Source organism: Streptomyces sp. NPDC002669 (assembly GCF_042889165.1).
Taxonomy (GTDB): Bacteria; Actinomycetota; Actinomycetes; order Streptomycetales; family Streptomycetaceae; genus Streptomyces.
Window position 1 is genome coordinate 1 of sequence record NZ_JBIAQQ010000007.1, and the last position, 20,282, is coordinate 20,282.

Here is a 20,282-nt window from a genome sequence, read left to right on the forward strand (position 1 = left end):
GGGGATCGGGGACACCATCCGGGTCTCGCTGTCCGCGCCGCCGGCCGAGGAGGTCAAGGTCGGCATCCAGATCCTGGAATCGCTCAACCTGCGCCGGCGCAGGCTGGAGATCGTGTCCTGTCCGTCGTGCGGGCGGGCGCAGGTGGACGTGTACAAGCTGGCGGACGAGGTGACGGCGGGTCTGGAGGGCATGGAGGTCCCGCTGCGGGTGGCCGTGATGGGCTGCGTCGTCAACGGCCCCGGTGAGGCCCGCGAGGCGGACCTGGGGGTGGCCTCGGGCAACGGCAAGGGGCAGATCTTCGTGAAGGGCGAGGTCATCAAGACCGTGCCCGAGTCGAAGATCGTCGAGACGCTGATCGAGGAAGCCCTGAAGATCGCCGAGGGCATGGAGGGCACCGGGACGCCGTCGGGGGCGCCCGCCGTCACCGTGAACTGAAACGGAACCAGGAGAGGGGGCCCGAGCATGACGATTCTGGAGAACGTCCGGGGGCCGCACGATCTCAAGGCGCTGGACGAAGCACGACTCGGCGAACTCGCCGACGACATCAGGAAGTTCCTCATCCAGGCAGTGGCGAGGACCGGCGGCCACCTGGGACCCAACCTCGGCGTGGTGGAGCTGTCCATCGCCCTGCACCGGGTCTTCGACTCGCCCGTGGACCGGATCCTCTGGGACACCGGGCACCAGAGCTACGTGCACAAACTGCTCACCGGACGGCAGGACTTCTCCAAGCTGCGCGGCAAGGGCGGACTGTCCGGATACCCCTGCCGCGAGGAGTCCGCGCACGACGTCATCGAGAACTCCCACGCCTCGACCGTCCTCGGCTGGGCCGACGGCATCGCCAAGGCCCACCAGGTGCTGGGGCGCGACGACCACGTGGTGGCCGTCATCGGGGACGGGGCCCTCACCGGCGGAATGGCCTGGGAGGCGCTCAACAACATCGCGGCCGCGCGGGACCGGCCGCTGGTCATCGTGGTCAACGACAACGAGCGCTCGTACGCCCCCACCATCGGCGGCCTCGCCGACCACCTCGCGACCCTGCGCACCACCGACGGCTACGAGCGCTTCCTCTCCTGGGGCAAGGGCGTGCTGCGGCAGACACCGGTCGTCGGACCGCCGCTGTACGAATCGCTGCACGGCGCGAAGAAGGGGTTCAAGGACGCCTTCGCCCCGCAGGGCATGTTCGAGGACCTGGGGCTCAAGTACGTCGGTCCGGTCGACGGGCACGACATCGCGGCCGTCGAGTCCGCCCTGAAGCGGGCGAAGCGCTTCCACGGGCCGGTGCTGGTGCACTGCATCACCGAGAAGGGCCGCGGCTACCCGCCGGCGCTCCACGACGAGGCCGACCGCTTCCACACCGTCGGCGCGATGGACCCGCTGACCTGCGCACCGCTGGCCCCGCCCGGCGGGCCGTCCTGGACCTCGGTGTTCGGCGACGAGATCGCCCTGATCGGCGCGGAACGGCCGGACGTCGTGGCCGTCACCGCGGCGATGCTGGACCCCGTCGGGCTCACCCGGTTCGCCGAGGCGTTCCCCGACCGGGTCTGGGACGTCGGCATCGCCGAACAGCACGCCGTCGTCTCCGCGGCCGGGCTCGCCACCGCCGGACTCCACCCGGTCGTCGCCGTCTACGCCACCTTCCTCAACCGGGCCTTCGACCAGTTGCTGATGGACGTCGCGCTGCACGGGTGCGGGGTGACCTTCGTCCTCGACCGGGCCGGGGTCACCGGACCCGACGGACCCTCGCACAACGGGATGTGGGACATGTCCGTGCTCCAGGTCGTGCCCGGGCTGCGGATCGCCGCCCCGCGCGACGTCGGCCAGCTGCGGGCCCAGCTCCGCGAGGCGGTGGCCGTCGACGACGCCCCCACCGTGATCCGGTTCCCCAAGGAGTCGGTGGGGGAGCCGGTCCCGGCGCTCGACCGGATCGGCTCCATGGACGTGCTGCACCGGGCGGACGACCCCGATGTGCTGCTCGTGGCCGTCGGCGCGCTCGCCCCGGTCTGCCTGGGGGCGGCGGACCTGCTGGCCGGCGGCGGCATCCGCTGCACCGTCGTCGACCCGCGCTGGGTCAAACCGGTCGACGGGGAACTGCCCCCGCTCGCCGCACGGCACCGGCTGGTCGCCGTCGTCGAGGACAACAGCCGGGCGGGAGGCGTCGGTTCGGCGGTCGGTCAGGCGCTGCGGGACGCCGGGATCGACGTACCGCTGCGGACGTTCGGCATCCCCGAGCAGTTCCTCGCCCACGGCAAGCGGGCCGAGGTACTGGCCGACATCGGGCTCACCCCGGTGGAGATCGCCGGACGGATCAGCGCCGCACTGGCCGCCAGGGAGGCGGCGACGAGCACCGAGGAGAGCGGGGAATGAAGGACGACGACCCCAAGGGCTTCGACCTGGCGCGGCTCCTCGCGGAGCGCGGCGCCGAACGCTACGAACTGCACACGAAGCACCTCAACCACCAGCTGCCCCGGATGCTCCGCACCATCGGTTTCGACAAGGTCTACGAACGGGCCGAGGGCGCGTACTTTTGGGACGCGGACGGCAACGACTACCTCGACATGCTCGCCGGGTTCGGCGTGATGGGAATCGGCCGGCACCACCCCGTCGTGCGCAAGGCCCTGCACGACGTCCTGGACGCCTCGCTCGCCGACCTCACCCGGTTCGACTGCCAGCCGCTGCCCGGCCTGCTGGCCGAGAAGCTGCTCGCGCACAGCCCGCACCTGGACCGGGTGTTCTTCGGCAACAGCGGCACGGAAGCGGTCGAGACGGCCCTGAAGTTCGCCCGCCGCGCCACCGGCCGGCCCAGGATCCTCCACTGCGCCCACTCCTTCCACGGGCTGACGACCGGCTCCCTCTCGGTCAACGGCGAGGACGGCTTCCGGGACGGCTTCGCCCCCCTGCTGCCGGACACCGCCATCGGCCTCGGCGACCTCGGCGCACTGCGGCGCGAACTGGGGCGCGGCGACGTGGCGGCGCTGATCGTCGAGCCGATCCAGGGCAAGGGGGTCCACGCCGCGCCCCCCGGCTTCCTGCGGGCGGCCCAGGAGCTGCTGCACGGGCACAAGGCCCTGCTCATCGTGGACGAGGTGCAGACCGGCCTCGGCCGGACCGGCGACTTCTACGCGTACCAGCACGAGGAGGGCGTCGAACCCGACCTGGTCTGCGTCGCCAAGGCACTCTCCGGCGGCTACGTCCCGGTCGGGGCGACCCTCGGCAAGGACTGGATCTTCCGGCGGGTCTACTCGTCGATGGACCGGGTCCTGGTCCACTCCGCGAGCTTCGGCTCCAACGCCCAGGCGATGGCGGCCGGACTCGCCGTCCTCGCGGTGATGGAGGACGAGCAGATCGTCGCCCGCGCGCGCCGCACCGGCGACCTGCTGAGGGAACGGCTGGGCGCGCTGGTCGACCGCTACGAGCTGCTGCACGAGGTGCGCGGGCGCGGACTGATGATCGGGATCGAGTTCGGCCGGCCGTCGTCGCTGAAGCTGCGCAGCCGCTGGACCATGCTGCAGGCGGCCCGCAAGGGACTGTTCGCGCAGATGGTGGTGGTGCCGCTGCTCCAGAAGCACCGCATCCTCACCCAGGTCTCGGGCGACCACATGGAAGTGATCAAGCTGATCCCGCCGCTGGTGATCGGGGAGCCGGAGGTGGACCGGTTCGTCACGGCGTTCACCGAGGTCATGGACGACGCCCACAGCGGCGGCGGACTGATGTGGGACTTCGGCCGGACCCTGGTGAAGCAGGCCGTGGCCAACCGTTGACCCGGGCTCCCGGACGCTTTTGCCTCGGAGGCAAGAAATTTGCCTCCGAGGCAGGATCCTGGCCCAATGGGTACATGAATCCTCCGGACGGAGGGGCGGCCGACGAGCTGCCCGGAGTCGCACCACGCCTGCGCGATCTGCGCCGCAGCCGCGGTCTCACCCTGGAGACCGCCGCCCAGCGGGCGGGGCTTTCCCCCGCCCACCTCTCCCGGCTCGAAACGGGCCGGCGCCAGCCTTCGCTGCCGATGCTCCTCGGTCTTGCCAGGATCTACGGTACGACGGTCTCCGAGCTGCTCGGCGAGACACCCCCCGAACGCGACGCGATCATCCGCGGCGGAAAGTTCGAGGGGGCCGAGGCCGACGGCTGGTCCTACCAGCAGGCCGGCGGCTCGGGCCGGGCGATGCAGGCCCTCCGGGTCCGGGTTCCCCACGGCGCGCAGGGCGACCTCGTGCGGGTCCACCCGGGCGAGGAGTGGGTGTACGTGCTCGCCGGACACCTGCGCGTCACGCTCGGGGACACCGTGCACGACCTCGCCCCCGGCGACAGCGCGCACTTCGACTCGCTCACCCCGCACCGGCTCGCGGCCCTCGACCGCGACGGCGCGGAGCTGCTCTTCGTCCACACCCTGCTGCAGAGCCCCGCCGCCGAGCTGTGCCTCGGCGGCGGCATCCACCGGCGCTGAGACCGGCCCGGTCACCAGAGAGGACCGTCATGTCCGATTCGGAGAACTTCGACCCGCTCGGGTCCACGAAGAAGTACGAGGCCCAGGAACGGAAGTTCCCCCGCGGTGTGGTGATCCGGCTGTTCGCCTACCTCATCGCCGGGCACATCTTCGCGGCCTTCCTCTACCTGCTGTTCGCGGTGGCCGGCAAGGGCTGAACACGCGCCGGGACGCGGCCGGACACCACTTCCGGCCGCGTCCCGTTCCCGCTCAGGACTCGTCGAGGAGCCGGTCGCGCAGTCGCTCGCGGGTCCCGGCGGAGAGCTTCAGCCCCTCGGAGAGGTAGCGGTCCGTGCCGCCCCAGGTCTCGTCGATGACGGCGAAGGCCGCGGACAGGTACTCGGCACGGGCGCCGAAGAGCGGGTTGAGCAGTTCCATCACCTCGTCCGACATGCCCTTCGCCGACATGTCGCTGCGGCGCACCTTGTAGCGGCGGTGGGCGTCGTTGGACTTCAGGTAGTCGGCCTCGATCTCCTCGCGGCCGACGCCCACGGCCAGCAGCGACACCGCGATCGCCAGGCCGGCCCGGTCCTTGCCCGCCGCGCAGTGCATCAGTGCCGGGACGCTGTCCTCGGCCAGGGCGTGCAGGACTCGGCTGTGCTCGGCGGTCCGGTCCAGGATGATCGACCGGTACGAGGCGACCATCCGGTTCACCCCCTTGCCGTCGCCGAGTATCGCGTGCAGCTGCGAGACGTCGCCGTCCCGGACCACGTGCCAGAACTCCGCCCCGTCGGCCGGGTCGGAGAGGGGTATGTTCACGCTCCGCACGCCGGGCAGCTCCACGTCCAGGCCGTCGAGCCGCCGGTCGGTCTCGTTGCGGAAGTCGAAGACGGTGTGCAGACCGAGGCCGCCGAGGAAGGCGGCGTCCTCGGCCGTGGCGTGCGCGAGGTGACCGCTGCGGAAGAGCCGCCCGTGCCGCACCCGTCGGCCGTCCGCGGTGGGCAGGCCGCCCACGTCGCGGAAGTTGCGGACGCCCGCCAGTTCGGGTTCCGTCGACGGGATCTGCGGCAACTGCTGGGTCACGGCGACTCCTGGAGTGTCTGGGGCCGGCGCGAGTCGCCGGCAAGGCCACTCCCGCGACGATACGACATGGATTCCTCAGGCAATCATCTCGGCCATTTCCTGTCGATACCCCGTGAACTCCCTTGCTCCCGCGGCCAGTCCGTCCGGCGAATTGCCCGCGCGCCGTTGCCCGGCGTCCGGTGATGCTCGATGATGTGCGGAACTGTTGGAATGTGGGGATGCGATGATCGAGACGGGCAACACGGGCCGGATCTGGCTGCTCACCGGGGCGGACAGCAGCTACGCGCTGCGCCTCACCGAGCGGGACGAGCTGATCCATCTGCACTGGGGGCCGAAGCTCTCCCTCGCGGCGGCCGAGTCCCTGGCGAAGGAGCCGGAGCCGTCCTCCTGGGCCTTCGAGTCCTGGCTCGACGGGCGCGAGGAGTACCCGGTGGAGGGCGGCCCCCGGTTCGCCCGCCCGGCCCTCTCGGTGCGCACCCCGCAGGTCCGGGGCACCGAGTGGTCCTTCACCGAGGCCGCGGTGGACGGGGACGAGCTGCGCGTCGGCTTCACCGACGCCGTGCACCGGCTCGCCCTCGTACTGCACTACCGGATGCGGGAGGACTCCGACGTCGTCGAGCGCTGGGCCACCGTCACCCACGCCGGACCGGACGGCCCGCCGCTGGAACTGCTGCGCGCCGACGCGGCCGCCTGGTCGCTGCCCGCCCGCGACGGCTGGCGGCTGAGCCGGCTGCACGGACGCTGGGCGGCGGAGTCGCAGCTCGAACGGGCGGAGCTGATGCACGGCGAGAGCGTCACCTCCAGCAGGCGCGGCCACACCGGCCACCAGCACCTGCCGTGGGTCGCGCTGGACGCCGACGGCACGGCGACCGAGGAGAGCGGGGAGGTGTACGGCTGCGCGCTCGCCTGGTCCGGATCGTGGCGGATCTGCGTGCAGCGGCTTCCCGACGGGCTGGTGCAGATCACCGGCGGCGCGGGCCACGACGACTCCGGACTGCTGCGGCTCGCCCCGGGGGAGTCGTACACCACGCCCGTGTTCGCCGGTCTGTGGAGCGGGCGGGGGTTCGGCGGGGCGAGCCGCGCCTGGCACGCCTGGCAGCTGGCCCATGTGGTCCCGAACGCGGAGAGCCTCCGGCCGGTGCTCTACAACTCCTGGGAGGCGACCGGCTTCGACGTCTCGCTGGAGCAGCAGCGCGCCCTCGCCGCCCGCGCCGCCGAGGTGGGCGTGGAACTCTTCGTCGTGGACGACGCGTGGTTCGGGCAGCGGACCAGCGACCGGGCCGGGCTCGGCGACTGGACACCGAACCCGGACCGCTTTCCCGAGGGGCTGAAGCCGCTCGCGGACGAAGTGCACGCACTCGGCATGCAGTTCGGTATCTGGGTCGAACCGGAAATGGTCAACCCGGACAGTGATCTCTATCGCGCGCACCCCGACTGGGTGCAGCACTTCCCGGGCAGGAAGCGGACCGAGTACCGCAATCAGCTGGTGCTCAACCTGGCCCGTGCCGATGTGCGCGAATATCTCCTGGAGCAGCTGGACACCCTGCTCTCCAGCGCTCCCATCGACTATGTGAAATGGGATTTCAACCGCTGTTTCACCGATGCGGGGTGGCCGGGCGAGGAGTATCCGCAGAAGCTCTGGGTCGAGCACGTGGGCGCCCTGTACGGGCTGATCGACCGGCTCAGGGCCGCGCACCCCTCCGTCGCGTTCGAGTCCTGCTCGGGCGGCGGCGGGCGGATCGACCTGGGAATCCTGTCCCGTACGGACCAGGTGTGGACCTCCGACAACACCGACCCGCTGGACCGGCTCGCCATCCAGGAGGGCTTCGGCCAGATCCACCCGGCCCGGGTGATGGCCGCCTGGGTCACCGACAGCCCGAACGTCCAGTTCAACGACAGGGTCAGCTCCCTGCGCTTCCGCTTCGTGAGCGCGATGGCCGGAGTGCTCGGCATCGGCGGGGACCTCGCGGAGTGGAGCGAGGGGGAGCTCACCGAGGCGCGGGAATGGGTGGAGCTGTACAAGGAGATCCGGCCGGTGGTGCAGCACGGCGAGTTGTACCGGCTGCGCCCCCCGGGCGGCGGCCTCGGCGCGGTCCAGTACGTCCGTGGCGAGGAGACCGTGGTCCTGATGTGGCTGGAGACCCAGCGCCACCGGGAGCGGCCGCCGGCCCTGCGGCTGCGCGGGATCGACCCCGGGGCCACGTACACCTGCCTGGAGACGGGGGCGGTGCACCACGGTTCGGTGCTGCTGCACCGCGGACTGCACACCGGGCTCCGGGGAGACCTCGACGCGCGCGTGCTGAGGCTCAGAAAAGGGTGACCCGCGTAGAGTGTCCGTAATGCGTATTTTGTCGCAACTTGCCCGAGGTGCATGGGGGATGGTTGCCCGCTCGTGAGCGGGATCATATCCGTGACGGTGTGTGGCGGAGGGGCGGCCGGGAATTCCGTGCGTGGCGCGGAAAGGCAAGATCCTTAATCCACGGAGTGTGACCGGAATTCCGCACCGATTTCCCGGGTGCGGAATCCGGAGTGGAACCCATGGCTTGTTCTCACCGTCCCGGCTCGCCTACGGTCACCGTCAATCCGGACGGACCGCCCAATCCTGCCGCCGACCGGAATTCATATCCACTGATCGCGTGGCAGGAGCGGGGGAACCAGGTAAGTCGCCGACCGGTGAATCCGGCCGGCTAGGGGTGAAGTCGCGTTCGCGCGGCCGGGCATCTCCAGCCCGAACCCGACAGCTCACCTCGCAGGCGCCGGAGAGGAAACACTTCATGCCCATCTCGGGTAAGCACCGTCGTCCCAAGGCCGGCCCCATCGCCCGCGGCGTCGTCGCGGCGAGCGCCGGCGGCGCCGTCATCGCGCTCCCGCTGCTCGGCGCCACCGGCGCCCACGCCGCAGAGCAGGCCGCCCCGGCCGCCGTGCCGCAGAAGGCCCCCGTCACCACCACGCACGCCCAGCCGGTCGCGCAGAAGCAGGCCCCCGCCACCACGACGTACTCCGTCGTCTCCGGCGACTACCTCGCGAAGATCGCCACCGAGCACAAGGTCCAGGGCGGCTGGCAGAAGCTGTACCAGGACAACCGCCAGGTCGTCGGCGAGAACCCCGGCCTGATCTTCCCGGGCATGAAGCTGACCATCGGAGGCAAGGCGTCCGCCGGTGCCGCGTCCACCGGCACGGGCACCGGCTCCTCCCTCCCGTCGAAGGCCCCCTCGGCGCCGTCGGCCGCGAAGAAGTCGGCCCCGGCCCAGGCCGCCCCGGCCGAGTCGGCCCCGGTCAAGTCCGCGCCCGTGGCCCAGTCCAAGGCCGCGACCTCCGCTCCGGCCGCCCAGAGCACCGGCTCCGGCTACGTCCACCCGGTTCCCGGCAACCACACCACCAACTACCGGGCCTCCGGATCCAACTGGTCCAGCGGCAGCCACAGCGGGATCGACTTCCCCGTCTCCACCGGCACCAGTGTGAAGGCCATCACCTCCGGCACCGTCGTCACCGCCGGCTGGGGCGGCGCGTACGGCAACCAGGTCGTCATCAAGCACGCCGACGGCCGCTACTCGCAGTACGGCCACATGTCCTCCCTCTCCGTCTCGGCGGGCCAGAGCGTGAGCGCCGGGCAGCAGATCGGCCTCTCCGGCTCCACCGGCAACTCCACCGGCCCGCACCTGCACTTCGAGGTCCGCACGGGCCCGGCGTACGGCTCGGACATCGACCCGATCGCCTACCTGGCCTCGCACGGCATCTACGTCTGATCCGTACGGATCCACGTCCGATCCGCACGGCCGGGAAGCCGGACGGCGGAATCCGACCCCGGCGACACGGAAGGGGCGGTGCGCGGCGGCGCACCGCCCCTTCGTCGTATTCCCCCTTTGCCAAAAACTGACCGGGTGGTCTATCTCACCTCCCGTCAACCCCATATTACGGTCGCGTAGGTCACATTCGGCGGTGCAGGATAAGCGCTTGTGGCAGACGATTCGAGAAAAAATCAACGTGGCGTCATCAACCGACATGGTGTCATCGGGTCGTACGCGGCGATCGGCGACAGCTTCACCGAGGGAGTCGGCGACCCGGGTCCGGACGGGACCTTCGTCGGCTGGGCGGACCGGTTCGCGGTACTCCTCGCGGACCAACTCCCGGACACCGGAACGGACGCGGGTCCCCACGGGGACTTCAGGTACGCCAACCTCGCCGTACGTGGACGCCTCCTCGACCAGATCATCGAGGAGCAGGTGCCCCGCGCCAAGGAACTCGCCCCCGACCTGGTGAGCTTCTGCGCGGGCGGCAACGACATCATCCGCCCCGGCACCGACCCCGACGACGTGGCCGAGCGCTTCGAGCGCGCGGTCGCCGACCTGACCGGATCGGTCGGAACGGTCATGATCACCACCGGCTTCGACACCCGTGGCGTTCCCGTGCTGCGCCACCTGCGCGGCAAGATCGCCACGTACAACGCCCATGTGCGGGCCGTCGCGGACCGCTACGGGTGCCCGGTCCTCGACCTGTGGTCGCTGCGGTCCGTCCAGGACCGGCGCGCCTGGGACGACGACCGGCTCCACCTCTCGCCCGAGGGGCACACCAGGGTCGCACTGCGCGCCGCCCAGGTCCTCGGCATGGAGGTGCCGGCTGACCCCGACCAGGAATGGCCCCCGCAGGCCCAGCGCGGCACGCTCGAAGTGCGGCGCGACGACATCCACTGGGCGCGCGAGTACCTGGTGCCGTGGATCGGCCGACGGCTGCGCGGCGAGTCCTCCGGCGACCACGTCGAGGCGAAGCGGCCGGACCTGCTGCCGCTCTAGAGGGATCCCCCCCCCGGGCGGTGTGGCCCGGACCCGGCCGTGCGACGGACGGATCCGGGCCTCGGGCCCGTCAGAGGAGGGACGGCGGCGACGACGCCGGTATCCGCTCCAGCACGCCGCCCGCGAAGACGTCGTACAGCGGCAGCGTCTCCAGATGCACGTACCCGATGTGGCAGTCGCAGACCGCCAGCGGGCAGGCCCGCGGCCCGAGCGCCCGCCGGTAGCTCCCGTCGTAGAGGTTGCCGAGCTCCGCCGGTACGAAGTGGCAGCGCCGCACGGTGCCCTCCCCGTCCACCGAGACGACCGACTCACCGGTCCGGCAGGGCAGCCCCGCCGACCGGTGCGGATGCCGGCTGTACGGGAAGAGCGGGTCGAGGGCCGTCCAGCGGTCCGCCTCCTCGTCCGTGTAGGCGTGGCCCTCCGCGGCGTTCACCCACAGGTAGACCTCGTCCGGCAGCGCGGCCCGCAGCCGTCGCGCCTCCGCCAGGTGCTCGTCGAGCCCGACGACCCCGACACTGTGCCGAACGCCCAGCGCGGTCAGCTCCCGGCACTTGCCGAGGAACCTCTCGTACGGCGTCTGCCCCGGGTGGTACGTGCACCAGAGCGCGATCTTCTCGCGGCCGGCCCCGCCCGCCTCGGCCAGCCACCCCGTACGACCGCTGAGGTTGGTCTGGATCGCGACCCGGCGGACGTGCGGCAGCTGTGCCAGCTCGACCAGCGCGCGGCGGTACCAGGAGCGGACCAGACCCTCGCCCCACGGAGTGAACAGCACCGAGAGCCGGTCACCGGTCTGCGCCGCGGCCCACGCCGTGAACCGCTCCAGCGCGGCGCGGTCGGCGCGCAACTGCTCCCGGCTGTCGCGCCGCTTGGCGAACGGGCAGTACGGGCAGTCGTAGTCGCACGAGGAGAGCGGGCCGCGGTAGAGGATGGTCAGGTCCATGGGCCCGCTCACTTCAGTTCGTACGCGGCCATCGCGGCCCGTACACCGGGGGAGAAGAGCTCGGGACCCAGGGCGTCGGAGTGGGCCAGTCCCTCGGGGGAGAGCCGCAGCAGCCCGGCCCCGCCGGCCGGCGCGTCGAGCCAGCCGCGGGCCTCGAAGCGGGCCAGCTCGGCGGGGAAGTCGTCGGCGGGCGAGCTGCCGAACCGCTCCCGGTAGTCGTCGATGCGCAGCCCCTCGGCCTGGAGGACCGACTGGAGGAGGTGACGGCGGCGGGCCTCGTCGCCGTCGACGTACCGGCCGACCTCGGCGCGCGAGAAGTCCTCGGTGGCGGTGTAGCCGTCGATGATCGCCCGCACCTCCCGCATCTCCACCGCGTAGTCGAAGGAGTAGTGCAGCCTCGTGGTGTACGAGCGGGCCCCGCACCCCAGGCCGATCATCCCGTCGGTCTGGCAGGCGTGGTCGTCCGGGCCGTCCGTGCGCGGGGCGTCGGCGCGGCGGAACATCCGCATCGAGACCTGCTCGTACCCGTGGGCGAGGAGATGGTCCCGGCCCGCGCGGTACAGCCGCAGCCGCTGCTCGTCCCAGGCCGCGTCCGCGGCCGCCTCGCCGTCGGCGCCGAGCCGCCCCAGACCGGTCAGCGGGCGCACGTACAGCGGGTAGAGGTACAGCTCCTCCGGCCGCCAGCCGAGCGCCGCGTCCAGCGAGGTGCGCCAGCTGTCCTCGGTCTGGCCGTCGATGCCGTAGATCAGGTCGATGTTGAGGATCGGGACCCCGGCGTCGCGGATCCGGTCGAGCGCCGCCTCCACGTCGGCACGGCGCTGCGGGCGCACGGCGGCACGCGCCTCGGCCTCGACGAAGCTCTGCACCCCGATGCTGATCCTGGTCGCGCCCCGGTCGGCCAGGACGGCCAGCCGGTCGGCGGTCGCGGTCGACGGAGACGTCTCGACCGACAGCGGGACGGAGCGCAGATCGGCGCCCATCCGCTTCTCCGCGATGTCGCAGAGCCGCTCCAGTTCCGCCGCGGTCAGGAACGTGGGCGTGCCCCCGCCGAACGCGGCCGCCGCGAAACGTACCGGCTCGGCGTCGCCCAGCGCCTCCCGGACGGCCGTGGCCTGCCGGTCCAGCGCGTCGAGATAACGGGTCGTCAGCTCGTCGGGTGCGCCGATCCTGGTGAAGAGGTTGCAGAAGCCGCAGCGGACCTCGCAGAAGGGTATGTGGAGATAGAGCGAGAGCGCGTCCCTGCGCTCGCCCGCCCACAACTCGCGCAGCTCCGGCCGGTCGGCGAGCGGCCGGTAGGCGGTCTTGTGCGGGTAGGCGTAGACGTAGCTCTGATACGGGCGGACGGCCGGTGCGGCGGTCGTGGTGCGGTTCATGGTGCGGTGGCCCCCGGTTCCAGGAAGAAGTGCGCGTACGGGACGGTCCAGACGGACTCGTGCCCGAGCCGGTGACCGGTGTAGCCGTCGTCCCCGTACGCCGTGCCGTGATCGGAGCACACGATGGCGAAGCAGCGGCGGCGGCTGCTCGCGGCGGCGAAGAGCCGGCCGATGTGGGCGTCGACGTACTCCAGGGCGGCGGCGTGGGTGGCGCGGGAGTCACCCGCCTCGCGGGTGGCGCCCGGCAGGTGGAACCAGTTGGGCTGGTGCAGGGCGGACACGTTCACGAAGAGGAACAGCCGCTGCTCGGCCGGGAGTTCCGCCACCACCTGCTCGGCGCGGGTCACCTGCGCCTCGAAGGAGGTGGGCGATGCCACCCCGAACTCCGGTTCCCAGTGGCTCTCCTGGAACATGTCCGGCAGCACGGAACCGAGCGGCGGCCGCCGGTTGAAGAAACCGACACCGCCGATGCACACCGTGCGGTAGCCCACGTCGGCGAGGGCGGACATCAGGTCCGGCCGGTCGAAGACGAAGGTGCCCGACGCGGTCGACTCGCTGCCGGCGAAACGTGCCGCGAACAGCCGGGGGTGCGGTCCGGGACCGGCCGGGGTCGGCAGGAAGCCCGCGAAGATCGCCTGGTGGGAGGCGTAGGTGAAACTGCCCGGCGCATGGCGTTCCTCCCAGACCCCGCCCGGCAGGTGACGCGCCAGGTTCGGGATGCGTCCCGCGGCGGCGAGCTCCGCCGCCACGTCGTGGCGCAGCGTGTCGAGGGTGACGAGCAGCAGATCGTGGCTGCCCACGATCTCGCCCATGTCCGGGGCCGGAGCCTCCGCAGGAGTGGGCGAGGTGTCAGGCGGTGGCGGTTGCACGGTGGTTCCTTGCTCTGTTCTGTACGGCGGCGACCTGCGCCGCGTAGGTGTCCAGTCCCTCGGCGCCGCTGCCGGGCAGTCCGGTCAGCCGCGGCAGCAGGTCGCCGAAGGCGTTGACCTCCCCGACGGCGAAGCGCCGCCAGTCGGTCGAGGGCAGCAGATCGACGCCCACGCACAGCGTGTCCGGGAAGCACGCCGCCGCCCGCTCGCACACGGCCAGGGCGTCGGCCCAGCTGCCGCCCGCGGCCGCGACGGCCGCACGCACCTCGTCGAGGCTTCCGCGTTCGCCGCCGAGGTGAAGATTGGTCATGGGGGAGCTGCTGGTGCGCACGACGGCGTGAGTGGCCCTGCCCGCCACCACCACGACCCGCAGGTCCGTCGCCCGGCCTCGCCGGGTCGCCTTGGGCAGCCAGCGCTCGATGTGCAGCCCGTCGGGTGCCAGCGCGTCGACGATCGCGGCGATCTCCGGTTCCGTCGTGCAGCGGCGCACCCGCAACGAGTTGAACAGCCGTCCGGACGCGTCCCGCTCCACCGAGGTGGTGGCCCTGATCCGGCCGGGCCCGGCCGTCTCCACGGCCAGGACCCCCGAGGCGGACGAACCGTGCGCGAGCTTCACGAAGACCCGGGGCGTGCCCAGGGCCGCCATCCGCTCGCGCACGTCCGCCCAGTCCCGCACCACCGGCGCCGCGGCGCCCGACGTCGGAGACGCCGGGACGGGCACCCCGGCGCCGTCCAGCACGGCGTGGCAGAGCCGCTTGTCGAACAGCACGGCGGCCTCGCCGGGATCGTCGAGCAGTACGGCCCCGGCGGCGTCCGCCGCCCGCGCCACCGCCCGGACGGCCCCGGTGAACCGGGCGTACCAGAGCGCGGTCCCCTCGACCCTGGTCGGATCGTCGACCGCCCTGAGCAGCCGCTCCACCTCGGCGTCCTCGCCGGGCGAGTCCATCCGCACGGTCTCGTCCGGCCGGAAGGCCGCCTCGCCGCGCAGGACGTCCAGCCAGGGCACGACGCGTGCCGCCGGCAGCCCGGCGGCACGCACGGCGTCCTGGAAGAACGCGACCCGGCGGTTGCCGGGCACACCCACGACGGCGAAGCGCGGCACCGGGCCGGCCGCGCTATTCGCTGACGGCGACATAACGGTGCTCGTCCTCTTCCGGGTCCCAGTACTCGGCCTCGTCGATATCGGTGTTCACCCGGTCGGGACCCAGCAGGTCCCGCAGGCGGTCCACCAGCGGGGCGCCGATGTAGTGGTGGTGCAGATCCAGTGAGGCCAGATGGGTGAGGGGCTGGCCCGAGAGCAGCGCCTGGGCCCCCTCGTCTCCCAGGGTGCCCATCGCGAGGGAGAGCGACTCCAGCCGGGCGACGACCGGTGCGGAGGCGACCGCCGCCGCGATCTCGTCCTGGATCTCGCTGTTCTGCAGCCCCAGATGGCGCAGGGCGGGGAACGCCGCCCCGGACAGCAGCGGAGCGAGGTCCGCGACCGTGGCGTCGCCGCCGTACTCGGTGACGCCGAGCCAGAGTTCGAGCCGCTCCAGCGCGGGCAGCTCCGACGCCCCGACCGCCCGCACGACCCCGGCCGGAAGCCCGCCGGACTCGAACCGCAGCGACTTGAGAGCCGGATGCCGGACCGGCCGCAGGGCGAGGACCTCTCGGTCGCCGACCGGTTCGCCGCAGCCGCGCACCGTCAGCTCCTCCAGCTGCCCGAACGCCTCGACCACCGGGGTGATGTCGCACATCTCGAGCCAGGACAGCTCGCACTCCTCACCGACCACATCGGCGAGGTAGAGCGCCCGCAGGGCCGGGAACCGGTCCGCGTGACCGGTCAGCAGCTCGACGACGGGGGCGAAGCTCTCGTACTCCTCCTGCCACCAGGGACCGATCAGCAGGGCCCGCACCCGCGTCGTGTCGACCGTGTCGACGAAGTGCTGCCACAGCGCGCCGAAGGTCAGGTCGTCCTGCCAGGCGCTCTCCAGCCGCCACGCCACCGAGCCGGCGTCCGGGAGAGGGACGTCGGAGGCCCGGTCAGGGCCGGGCAGGGTGAGGACGGGCAGGCCGTGGAACGTTTCGGGGTGGCCGATGTCCGACACCGCGCATCACTCCGCGACCGAGGTGTAGCGGCCCTCGACGCCGCGATCGCCCCAGGGCTCGTTGCGTTCCGACACGTCGACCCGCACGCCGTGCGGTTCCAGCGCCTCCGTGACCCGGCGCTCCATCGGCTCGGTCATGAAGTGGTGGTGCAGGTCGAGCCGTTCGAGATGGGTGAGGGGCTGGCCGTCCAGCAGCGCCGCCGCGCCCTCGTCGCCCAGCGTGCCGTTGGACAGGTCGAGGACCTTCAGCTGCGCGACGACCGGGGCACTGGCGACGGCCGAGGCGATCTCGTTCTGCAACTCGCTGTTGCGCAGGCCGAGATGGGTGAGCCGGGGGAAGCGGGTGCCGGAGAGCAGCGGGGCCAGGTCCGCCACATCGGCGTCGCCGCCGTACGCGGAGACACCGAGCCAGAGGTCGAGCCGCTCCAGCGCGGGCAGCTCACTGTCCAGGATGCCGCGGATCACCTCGACCGGCAGACCCCCGGTCTCGATGGTCAGCGCGCTCAGCCGCTCGTGCTTCGAGGGCGTGAAGACCAGCTCCGAACCGCCGCGCACCCCCAGCTCGGCCAGCTCGGGGAAGGCCCTGAGCAGCGCCGTGACGTCCGACTGCTCGATCCAGGAGATCTCGCTCTCCTCCATGATCAGGTCACCGACGAAGACGGCCCGCAGTGAGGTGAACCGGTCGGCGGCGGCGATGATCAGGTCGATCGGGTAGGACGACTTCTCCTCGTACGACTCGCCCCACTGGCCAATGACCAGAGCCCGCACCCCGGCCGGATCGACCGTCCGCAGGAACGCCTCGAACGCCTCTTCCCAGGTCGTCTCCTCCTCGTACGGCTCGACCGAGATGCGCCAGGCTGCCGCGTCGGCGGCCTGCACGGGCGCTTCCTCCGCCGTGTGCTGGAACTGGACGACGGGAAGGCCGAAAAACTCGTGCAGATGGTCCACACCGGACATGACCCTGAGCTCCTGGTACTGGGGGACGACTGATGTCCCCAAGGTTTATCAAGTCACACTGACAACGGCACGGCCGGGACCTCCCGCGGCGGGACGGCCGGGCGGTGCCGCGGCCGATTGTCAGACCCTCGTCGTAGCGTTTTCTGCGTGGCCGGCACAGCGGGTGCGGCCATCGAGGGGAGACGTCTGTGTACCGGCAGGGCGATGTACTGATCATGTCGTTGGAGGAGTCGGAGGTGCCCGCGCAGCTCCTGGAGGCGCCGGGCGAGCCGAGGGACGCCCGGGGCCGCATGGTCCTCGCGCTGGGGGAGGTCACGGGTCACGCCCACGCCATCCAGGGGCCGGGCCGGCTGATGCGCGAGGCGGGGGCCTTCGGGCCGATGCTGCTCCATCTCCCCGAGGGCGGACGGGTGGTGCACGAGGAGCACGCGACGATACCGCTGCCGAAGGGCTGGTACCGGGTGGTGCGCCAGCGGGAGTACGCGCCGGGAGCGATCCGCATCGTCGCGGACTGACGCGCCGGAGAACGGTGCGGGGCACGGCGGCACACCGGATCGCCACGGCGCACCGCTCACCGCGCCCCCGCACGGGACGCCCCGTGCGCAGCCGCTGCGCACGGACGCACGGACACATGAATACGCAGACACGCGGATACGCGAACACACGGAATCACAACAGGGGACGGGGAAGACCGATGCAGTACGTGGACTCATGGCGGACCGTGGCGGCGGCGACGGGCACGGCGGACCGGGCCGCGGCCGAGGACGGGCTGCGGCTCGCCTACCGCAGCGCGGGGCTCGCCGAGCCGGAGCGGATCGTCTGGGTCGAATCGCCCCGAGCCGCGGTGGAGGCCGTCGAGAAGCTGGTGGACGCCGGCCGCTCGGTGCGCGACGAGGTGCGGACCAGGCCCTGGGCGCAGGAGCGCCGCCGGATGTACGACGAACTGGGTCCGGCGGGCTGGTCCGCCCTGTGGTCCGCGACGGGGGCCCAGCTGTGGGAGACCACGGCGGCGCTCGCCGACCGGATCCGGGCCGGGGTCGTCGCGGACCTCGCGAAGCGCCCGGAGGACGAGTCCGACGTCCGGCTGGTGCTGCTCGACGCCGTCCTCGGCCAGCACGACGCGGCCTGGCTCGCGGCCTTCGACGGCCGGGGAGACCGGCTGAACGGCCTGGCCGAGGTGGCCAGGAACGCGGGCTGGTGGTGGCCCTACGAGCGTGCCGTGGTGATCAGCGAACGACCGCAGGTGCTGCACCGGGACGAGGCGGGGAGGCTCGACCGGGGGGACGGCCCCGCGCTCGCCTACGCCGACGGCTTCGCCCTCTACGCCTGGCGCGGCATGCCGGTGCCCGCCGAGTTCCTCGACGAGCTCAACGCGCTGACCCCGAAGCGGATACGCGAGGAGGAGAACGCCGAACTGCGCCGCGTGATGCTGGAGTTCTACGGCTACGACCGCTACCTGAGCGAGTCGGGCGCCGAGCCGGTGCACCGGGACGAGACCGGTGTCCTCTGGCGGATCGCGCTGGACGGCGACGAGGACGTGGTGATGGTCGAGGTGGTCAACTCCACCCCGGAGCCGGACGGGACGCACCGCGTCTACTGGCTCCGGGTGCCGCCGAACACCCGGACCGCGAAGGCGGGGGTGGCCTGGACGTTCGGGGTCGGGAGCGAGGAGTACGCGCCCCTGCAGCAGACCTGACCCCCCCGTCGGCCGGACGGAGTGCCGCCCCGTGCCCGACGGGGCGGACCGTCGGCTCAGGCCGTCAGCGTCGCGCGGTCGATGCCGAGTTCGCGGGCCAGCGCCTCCTCGGTCCAGGCCAGCATCGTGGTGCGGGAGAGCGGGCCCGCGTACGAGATCATCTGCACGGCCAGACCGTCCAGCAGGGCGGTCAGCCGCCAGGCGGCCGACATCGGGTCGTCGCACTGGAACTCACCGGCGGCGGCACCCTCTTCGATGACCTCGGCCAGTTCCGCCTTCCACTGCTGGTCGAGATCGCCGGCCACGTTGCGCAGTGCCGGATCGCGCAGCGAGCCGGCCCAGCCCTCGATCCACAGCCGCCAGCCCTTGGCCTGCCCCGTCGGCGCGTACCAGCGGACGGCGGCGCGCAGCCGGCGCACCGCGCTCGTGCGACGGCCCAACAGCTTGCGCAGATGAGCGAGATCGGCCTCGGCGGCATGGGCGAAGGCCGCCGCGACCAGCTTCTCCTTGGTGGAGAAGTGATAGAGCACGAGCGCGTTGCTCACCCCGAGCACAGAGGCGACATCGGCGATCCGGACCGCCGCGACACCCCGCACCTCGATCTGCTCGACGGCAGCGCGCAGGAGCTCTTCGCGTCGTTCCGCCACGCTCAACCGCACTCTTGCCACGGCGTCACCCTAACGAATATGCCTCCGGCGGGAAGACCGGGGGCGCAGCCGTGTCCGGCTCCGTCCCGGTTCGGCCGACGCCCCGGCTCCGGACCTGCCGCGACGCCCCGCCCGTGCCGGACGTTGCGGCAACGGGGACCGGTCGGCCGGTCGGCGACCGGCCGACCGACGGACCGGAGCGATCGTGGCGGTCAGCGGGGCGCGGGACGTTCGATGTCGCACCGGTCCTTGAAGCCCTGGCTGGTCAGACCGAGCGCGGAGTTGGTCCGAGAACGCATGTTCTCCAACGCCACCATGGTCGTGAGCTCGACGAACGCCTCCTCGCCCAGCACGGTCCGCAACCGCTCGGCCAACTCGTCACCGACCTCGGGCGGGGTGACGCTCATGGCCTCCGCGTACTCCATGACATCACGCTCCAGCGGGGTGTACGCCTCACTCTCCCGCCACACCGGCACATCGCGCAGCTTGCGCGGGTCCATGCCGTGACGGTGGTTCTCCCAGTAGCCGAAGTCCAGGCACCAGCTGCAACCGACCGTGGCCGCCGACGTCATCACGGCCAGCGCCTTGAGCTGCGGGTCGAGCTTCTTCCAGCGGCCCGCCGCCAGTTCGAGACGGAGCAGGGACCACAGCACCCCGGTGTGGTGGGCGTAGGCCCGTACGGGATCGACGACCTTGCCGTACGTGCGCTTCGAGTACCACGAAACGGCACGGAACAGCAGCGTGCGGGGCGGGTCGAGCGATATGCGGGTGGTCATGTCCATTCTCCTTCGCGTACGACTTCTGAATACGGCTTCCGGATGCGAATCCGATGCGACGCGGATGCCGTCCGGCGGTGCCGTGGGACGCCGCGGGCGGGCCGTTCGCACCGATGCGACGGATGGCGGCCCCGCGGATGTGACACGGCACGCCACCGGAAGCGGAATCCTGAGGCGGGCACGGACGTTGGTCCCTGCATGACGGGATTCGACGCACGGCAGGAAGCACTGCTCGGGCTGCTCGCCGAGGAGAACGGCGGAGTGCTCGCGACACTCGGGCAGGACGGCAGGCCCCAGCTGTCCAATGTCAATCACTTCTACTATCCGCAGGAGCGCATCGTCCGCGTCTCGATCACCGACGGCCGGGTGAAGACCAGGAACCTCCGCCGCGACCCGCGGGCGAGCTACCACGTCACCAGCGCGGACCGCTGGGCGTGGACGGCGGTGGACGCCACCGCCGAGCTGTCCCCGGTCGCCGCCGAACCGCACGACGCGACGGTGGAGGAGCTGATCACGCTCTACCGCGACGTCCAGGGCGAACACCCCGACTGGGACGACTACCGCGCGGCGATGGTCCGGGACCGGCGCGTCGTGCTGCGACTGCACATCGAGCACGTGTACGGGCAGCCGCGTGGCTGACGCG

At 71.9% G+C, this 20,282-nt stretch carries 20 protein-coding genes and 1 riboswitch; of the genes, 11 read left to right on the forward strand and 9 right to left on the reverse strand.

Features of this window, described 5'->3' with window-relative positions; genetic code table 11:
* The 5 genes from ACFYW1_RS12695 to ACFYW1_RS12715 all read left to right on the forward strand — a co-directional run.
* On the forward strand, nt 1-436 hold a 436-nt coding region (locus tag ACFYW1_RS12695; RefSeq protein WP_388990807.1), incomplete at its 5' end, for a flavodoxin-dependent (E)-4-hydroxy-3-methylbut-2-enyl-diphosphate synthase.
* Between the two features lie 27 nt (nt 437-463).
* On the forward strand, nt 464-2,365 hold the full coding sequence (dxs, locus tag ACFYW1_RS12700; protein ID WP_388990809.1) for a 1-deoxy-D-xylulose-5-phosphate synthase: 1,902 nt from the start codon (nt 464-466) through the stop codon (nt 2,363-2,365).
* Nucleotides 2,362-3,759 carry an aspartate aminotransferase family protein gene (locus tag ACFYW1_RS12705; RefSeq protein ID WP_388990811.1) on the forward strand — a complete coding sequence of 466 codons (1,398 nt, stop codon included), beginning with the start codon at nt 2,362-2,364 and terminating at the stop codon, nt 3,757-3,759. Before dxs ends, ACFYW1_RS12705 begins: the two co-directional genes overlap by 4 nt.
* A 74-nt stretch (nt 3,760-3,833) precedes the next feature.
* The gene (locus ACFYW1_RS12710; protein WP_388990813.1) at nt 3,834-4,442 is read left to right on the forward strand and encodes a helix-turn-helix domain-containing protein; all 609 of its coding nucleotides are present in this window, start codon (nt 3,834-3,836) and stop codon (nt 4,440-4,442) included.
* A 29-nt stretch (nt 4,443-4,471) separates the two neighbouring features.
* Complete coding sequence (locus tag ACFYW1_RS12715) at nt 4,472-4,639, forward strand: DUF6126 family protein (protein ID WP_177328335.1); 168 nt, start codon at nt 4,472-4,474, stop codon at nt 4,637-4,639.
* A gap of 52 nt (nt 4,640-4,691) precedes the next feature.
* On the opposite strand, the gene ACFYW1_RS12720 is transcribed toward ACFYW1_RS12715, so the two are convergent.
* On the reverse strand, nt 4,692-5,504 hold the full coding sequence (locus ACFYW1_RS12720) for a tyrosine-protein phosphatase (protein ID WP_388990816.1): 813 nt from the start codon (nt 5,502-5,504) through the stop codon (nt 4,692-4,694).
* Between the two features lie 223 nt (nt 5,505-5,727).
* Here ACFYW1_RS12720 and ACFYW1_RS12725 point away from each other — a divergent pair, with 223 nt between their 5' ends.
* From ACFYW1_RS12725 to ACFYW1_RS12735, 3 genes are all read left to right on the forward strand, one after another.
* Nucleotides 5,728-7,824, forward strand: coding sequence for an alpha-galactosidase (locus ACFYW1_RS12725; protein WP_388990818.1), 2,097 nt, complete (start codon nt 5,728-5,730; stop codon nt 7,822-7,824).
* A 296-nt stretch (nt 7,825-8,120) separates the two neighbouring features.
* Nucleotides 8,121-8,275: riboswitch (cyclic di-AMP (ydaO/yuaA leader) on the forward strand.
* Between the two features lie 3 nt (nt 8,276-8,278).
* Nucleotides 8,279-9,250: a peptidoglycan DD-metalloendopeptidase family protein gene (locus ACFYW1_RS12730; protein ID WP_388990820.1), complete on the forward strand. Its 972-nt coding sequence runs from the start codon at nt 8,279-8,281 to the stop codon at nt 9,248-9,250.
* 210 nt (nt 9,251-9,460) lie between these two features.
* Nucleotides 9,461-10,294 carry an SGNH/GDSL hydrolase family protein gene (locus ACFYW1_RS12735; protein WP_388990822.1) on the forward strand — a complete coding sequence of 278 codons (834 nt, stop codon included), beginning with the start codon at nt 9,461-9,463 and terminating at the stop codon, nt 10,292-10,294.
* A gap of 70 nt (nt 10,295-10,364) precedes the next feature.
* Here ACFYW1_RS12735 and ACFYW1_RS12740 read toward each other — a convergent pair whose 3' ends face one another.
* The 6 genes from ACFYW1_RS12740 to ACFYW1_RS12765 are packed head-to-tail and all read right to left on the reverse strand — an operon-like array spanning nt 10,365 to nt 16,520.
* Complete coding sequence (locus ACFYW1_RS12740; RefSeq protein ID WP_388990824.1) at nt 10,365-11,234, reverse strand: STM4011 family radical SAM protein; 870 nt, start codon at nt 11,232-11,234, stop codon at nt 10,365-10,367.
* An 8-nt stretch (nt 11,235-11,242) separates the two neighbouring features.
* A complete protein-coding gene (locus ACFYW1_RS12745) occupies nt 11,243-12,607 on the reverse strand; it encodes an STM4012 family radical SAM protein (protein WP_388990826.1) in 1,365 nt (454 codons plus the stop codon).
* On the reverse strand, nt 12,604-13,419 hold the full coding sequence (locus tag ACFYW1_RS12750; protein WP_388991410.1) for an STM4013/SEN3800 family hydrolase: 816 nt from the start codon (nt 13,417-13,419) through the stop codon (nt 12,604-12,606). The genes ACFYW1_RS12745 and ACFYW1_RS12750 overlap by 4 nt, the downstream gene beginning before the upstream one ends.
* 37 nt (nt 13,420-13,456) lie before the next feature.
* The gene (locus ACFYW1_RS12755) at nt 13,457-14,611 is read right to left on the reverse strand and encodes an STM4014 family protein (protein WP_388990828.1); all 1,155 of its coding nucleotides are present in this window, start codon (nt 14,609-14,611) and stop codon (nt 13,457-13,459) included.
* On the reverse strand, nt 14,592-15,563 hold the full coding sequence (locus ACFYW1_RS12760) for an STM4015 family protein (protein ID WP_388990831.1): 972 nt from the start codon (nt 15,561-15,563) through the stop codon (nt 14,592-14,594). The genes ACFYW1_RS12755 and ACFYW1_RS12760 overlap by 20 nt, the downstream gene beginning before the upstream one ends.
* A gap of 6 nt (nt 15,564-15,569) precedes the next feature.
* Nucleotides 15,570-16,520 (reverse strand): STM4015 family protein, encoded by a 951-nt coding sequence (locus tag ACFYW1_RS12765; protein ID WP_388990833.1) that lies wholly within the window; start codon nt 16,518-16,520, stop codon nt 15,570-15,572.
* Nucleotides 16,521-16,708: 188 nt separating this feature from the next.
* Here ACFYW1_RS12765 and ACFYW1_RS12770 point away from each other — a divergent pair, with 188 nt between their 5' ends.
* Entirely contained in the window at nt 16,709-17,035 is a 327-nt protein-coding gene (locus ACFYW1_RS12770) for a hypothetical protein (RefSeq protein ID WP_148840887.1), read from the forward strand.
* Between the two features lie 179 nt (nt 17,036-17,214).
* Nucleotides 17,215-18,216 carry a DUF6745 domain-containing protein gene (locus ACFYW1_RS12775; RefSeq protein ID WP_388990835.1) on the forward strand — a complete coding sequence of 334 codons (1,002 nt, stop codon included), beginning with the start codon at nt 17,215-17,217 and terminating at the stop codon, nt 18,214-18,216.
* A 56-nt stretch (nt 18,217-18,272) separates the two neighbouring features.
* Here the strand turns inward: ACFYW1_RS12775 and ACFYW1_RS12780 are convergent, their stop codons facing one another.
* Nucleotides 18,273-18,884: a TetR/AcrR family transcriptional regulator gene (locus ACFYW1_RS12780; RefSeq protein WP_388990837.1), complete on the reverse strand. Its 612-nt coding sequence runs from the start codon at nt 18,882-18,884 to the stop codon at nt 18,273-18,275.
* 191 nt (nt 18,885-19,075) lie between these two features.
* Nucleotides 19,076-19,639 (reverse strand): carboxymuconolactone decarboxylase family protein, encoded by a 564-nt coding sequence (locus ACFYW1_RS12785; RefSeq protein ID WP_388990839.1) that lies wholly within the window; start codon nt 19,637-19,639, stop codon nt 19,076-19,078.
* Nucleotides 19,640-19,837: 198 nt separating this feature from the next.
* Here ACFYW1_RS12785 and ACFYW1_RS12790 point away from each other — a divergent pair, with 198 nt between their 5' ends.
* Nucleotides 19,838-20,278, forward strand: coding sequence for a PPOX class F420-dependent oxidoreductase (locus tag ACFYW1_RS12790; protein WP_388990841.1), 441 nt, complete (start codon nt 19,838-19,840; stop codon nt 20,276-20,278).
* Nucleotides 20,279-20,282 lie beyond the last annotated feature (4 nt).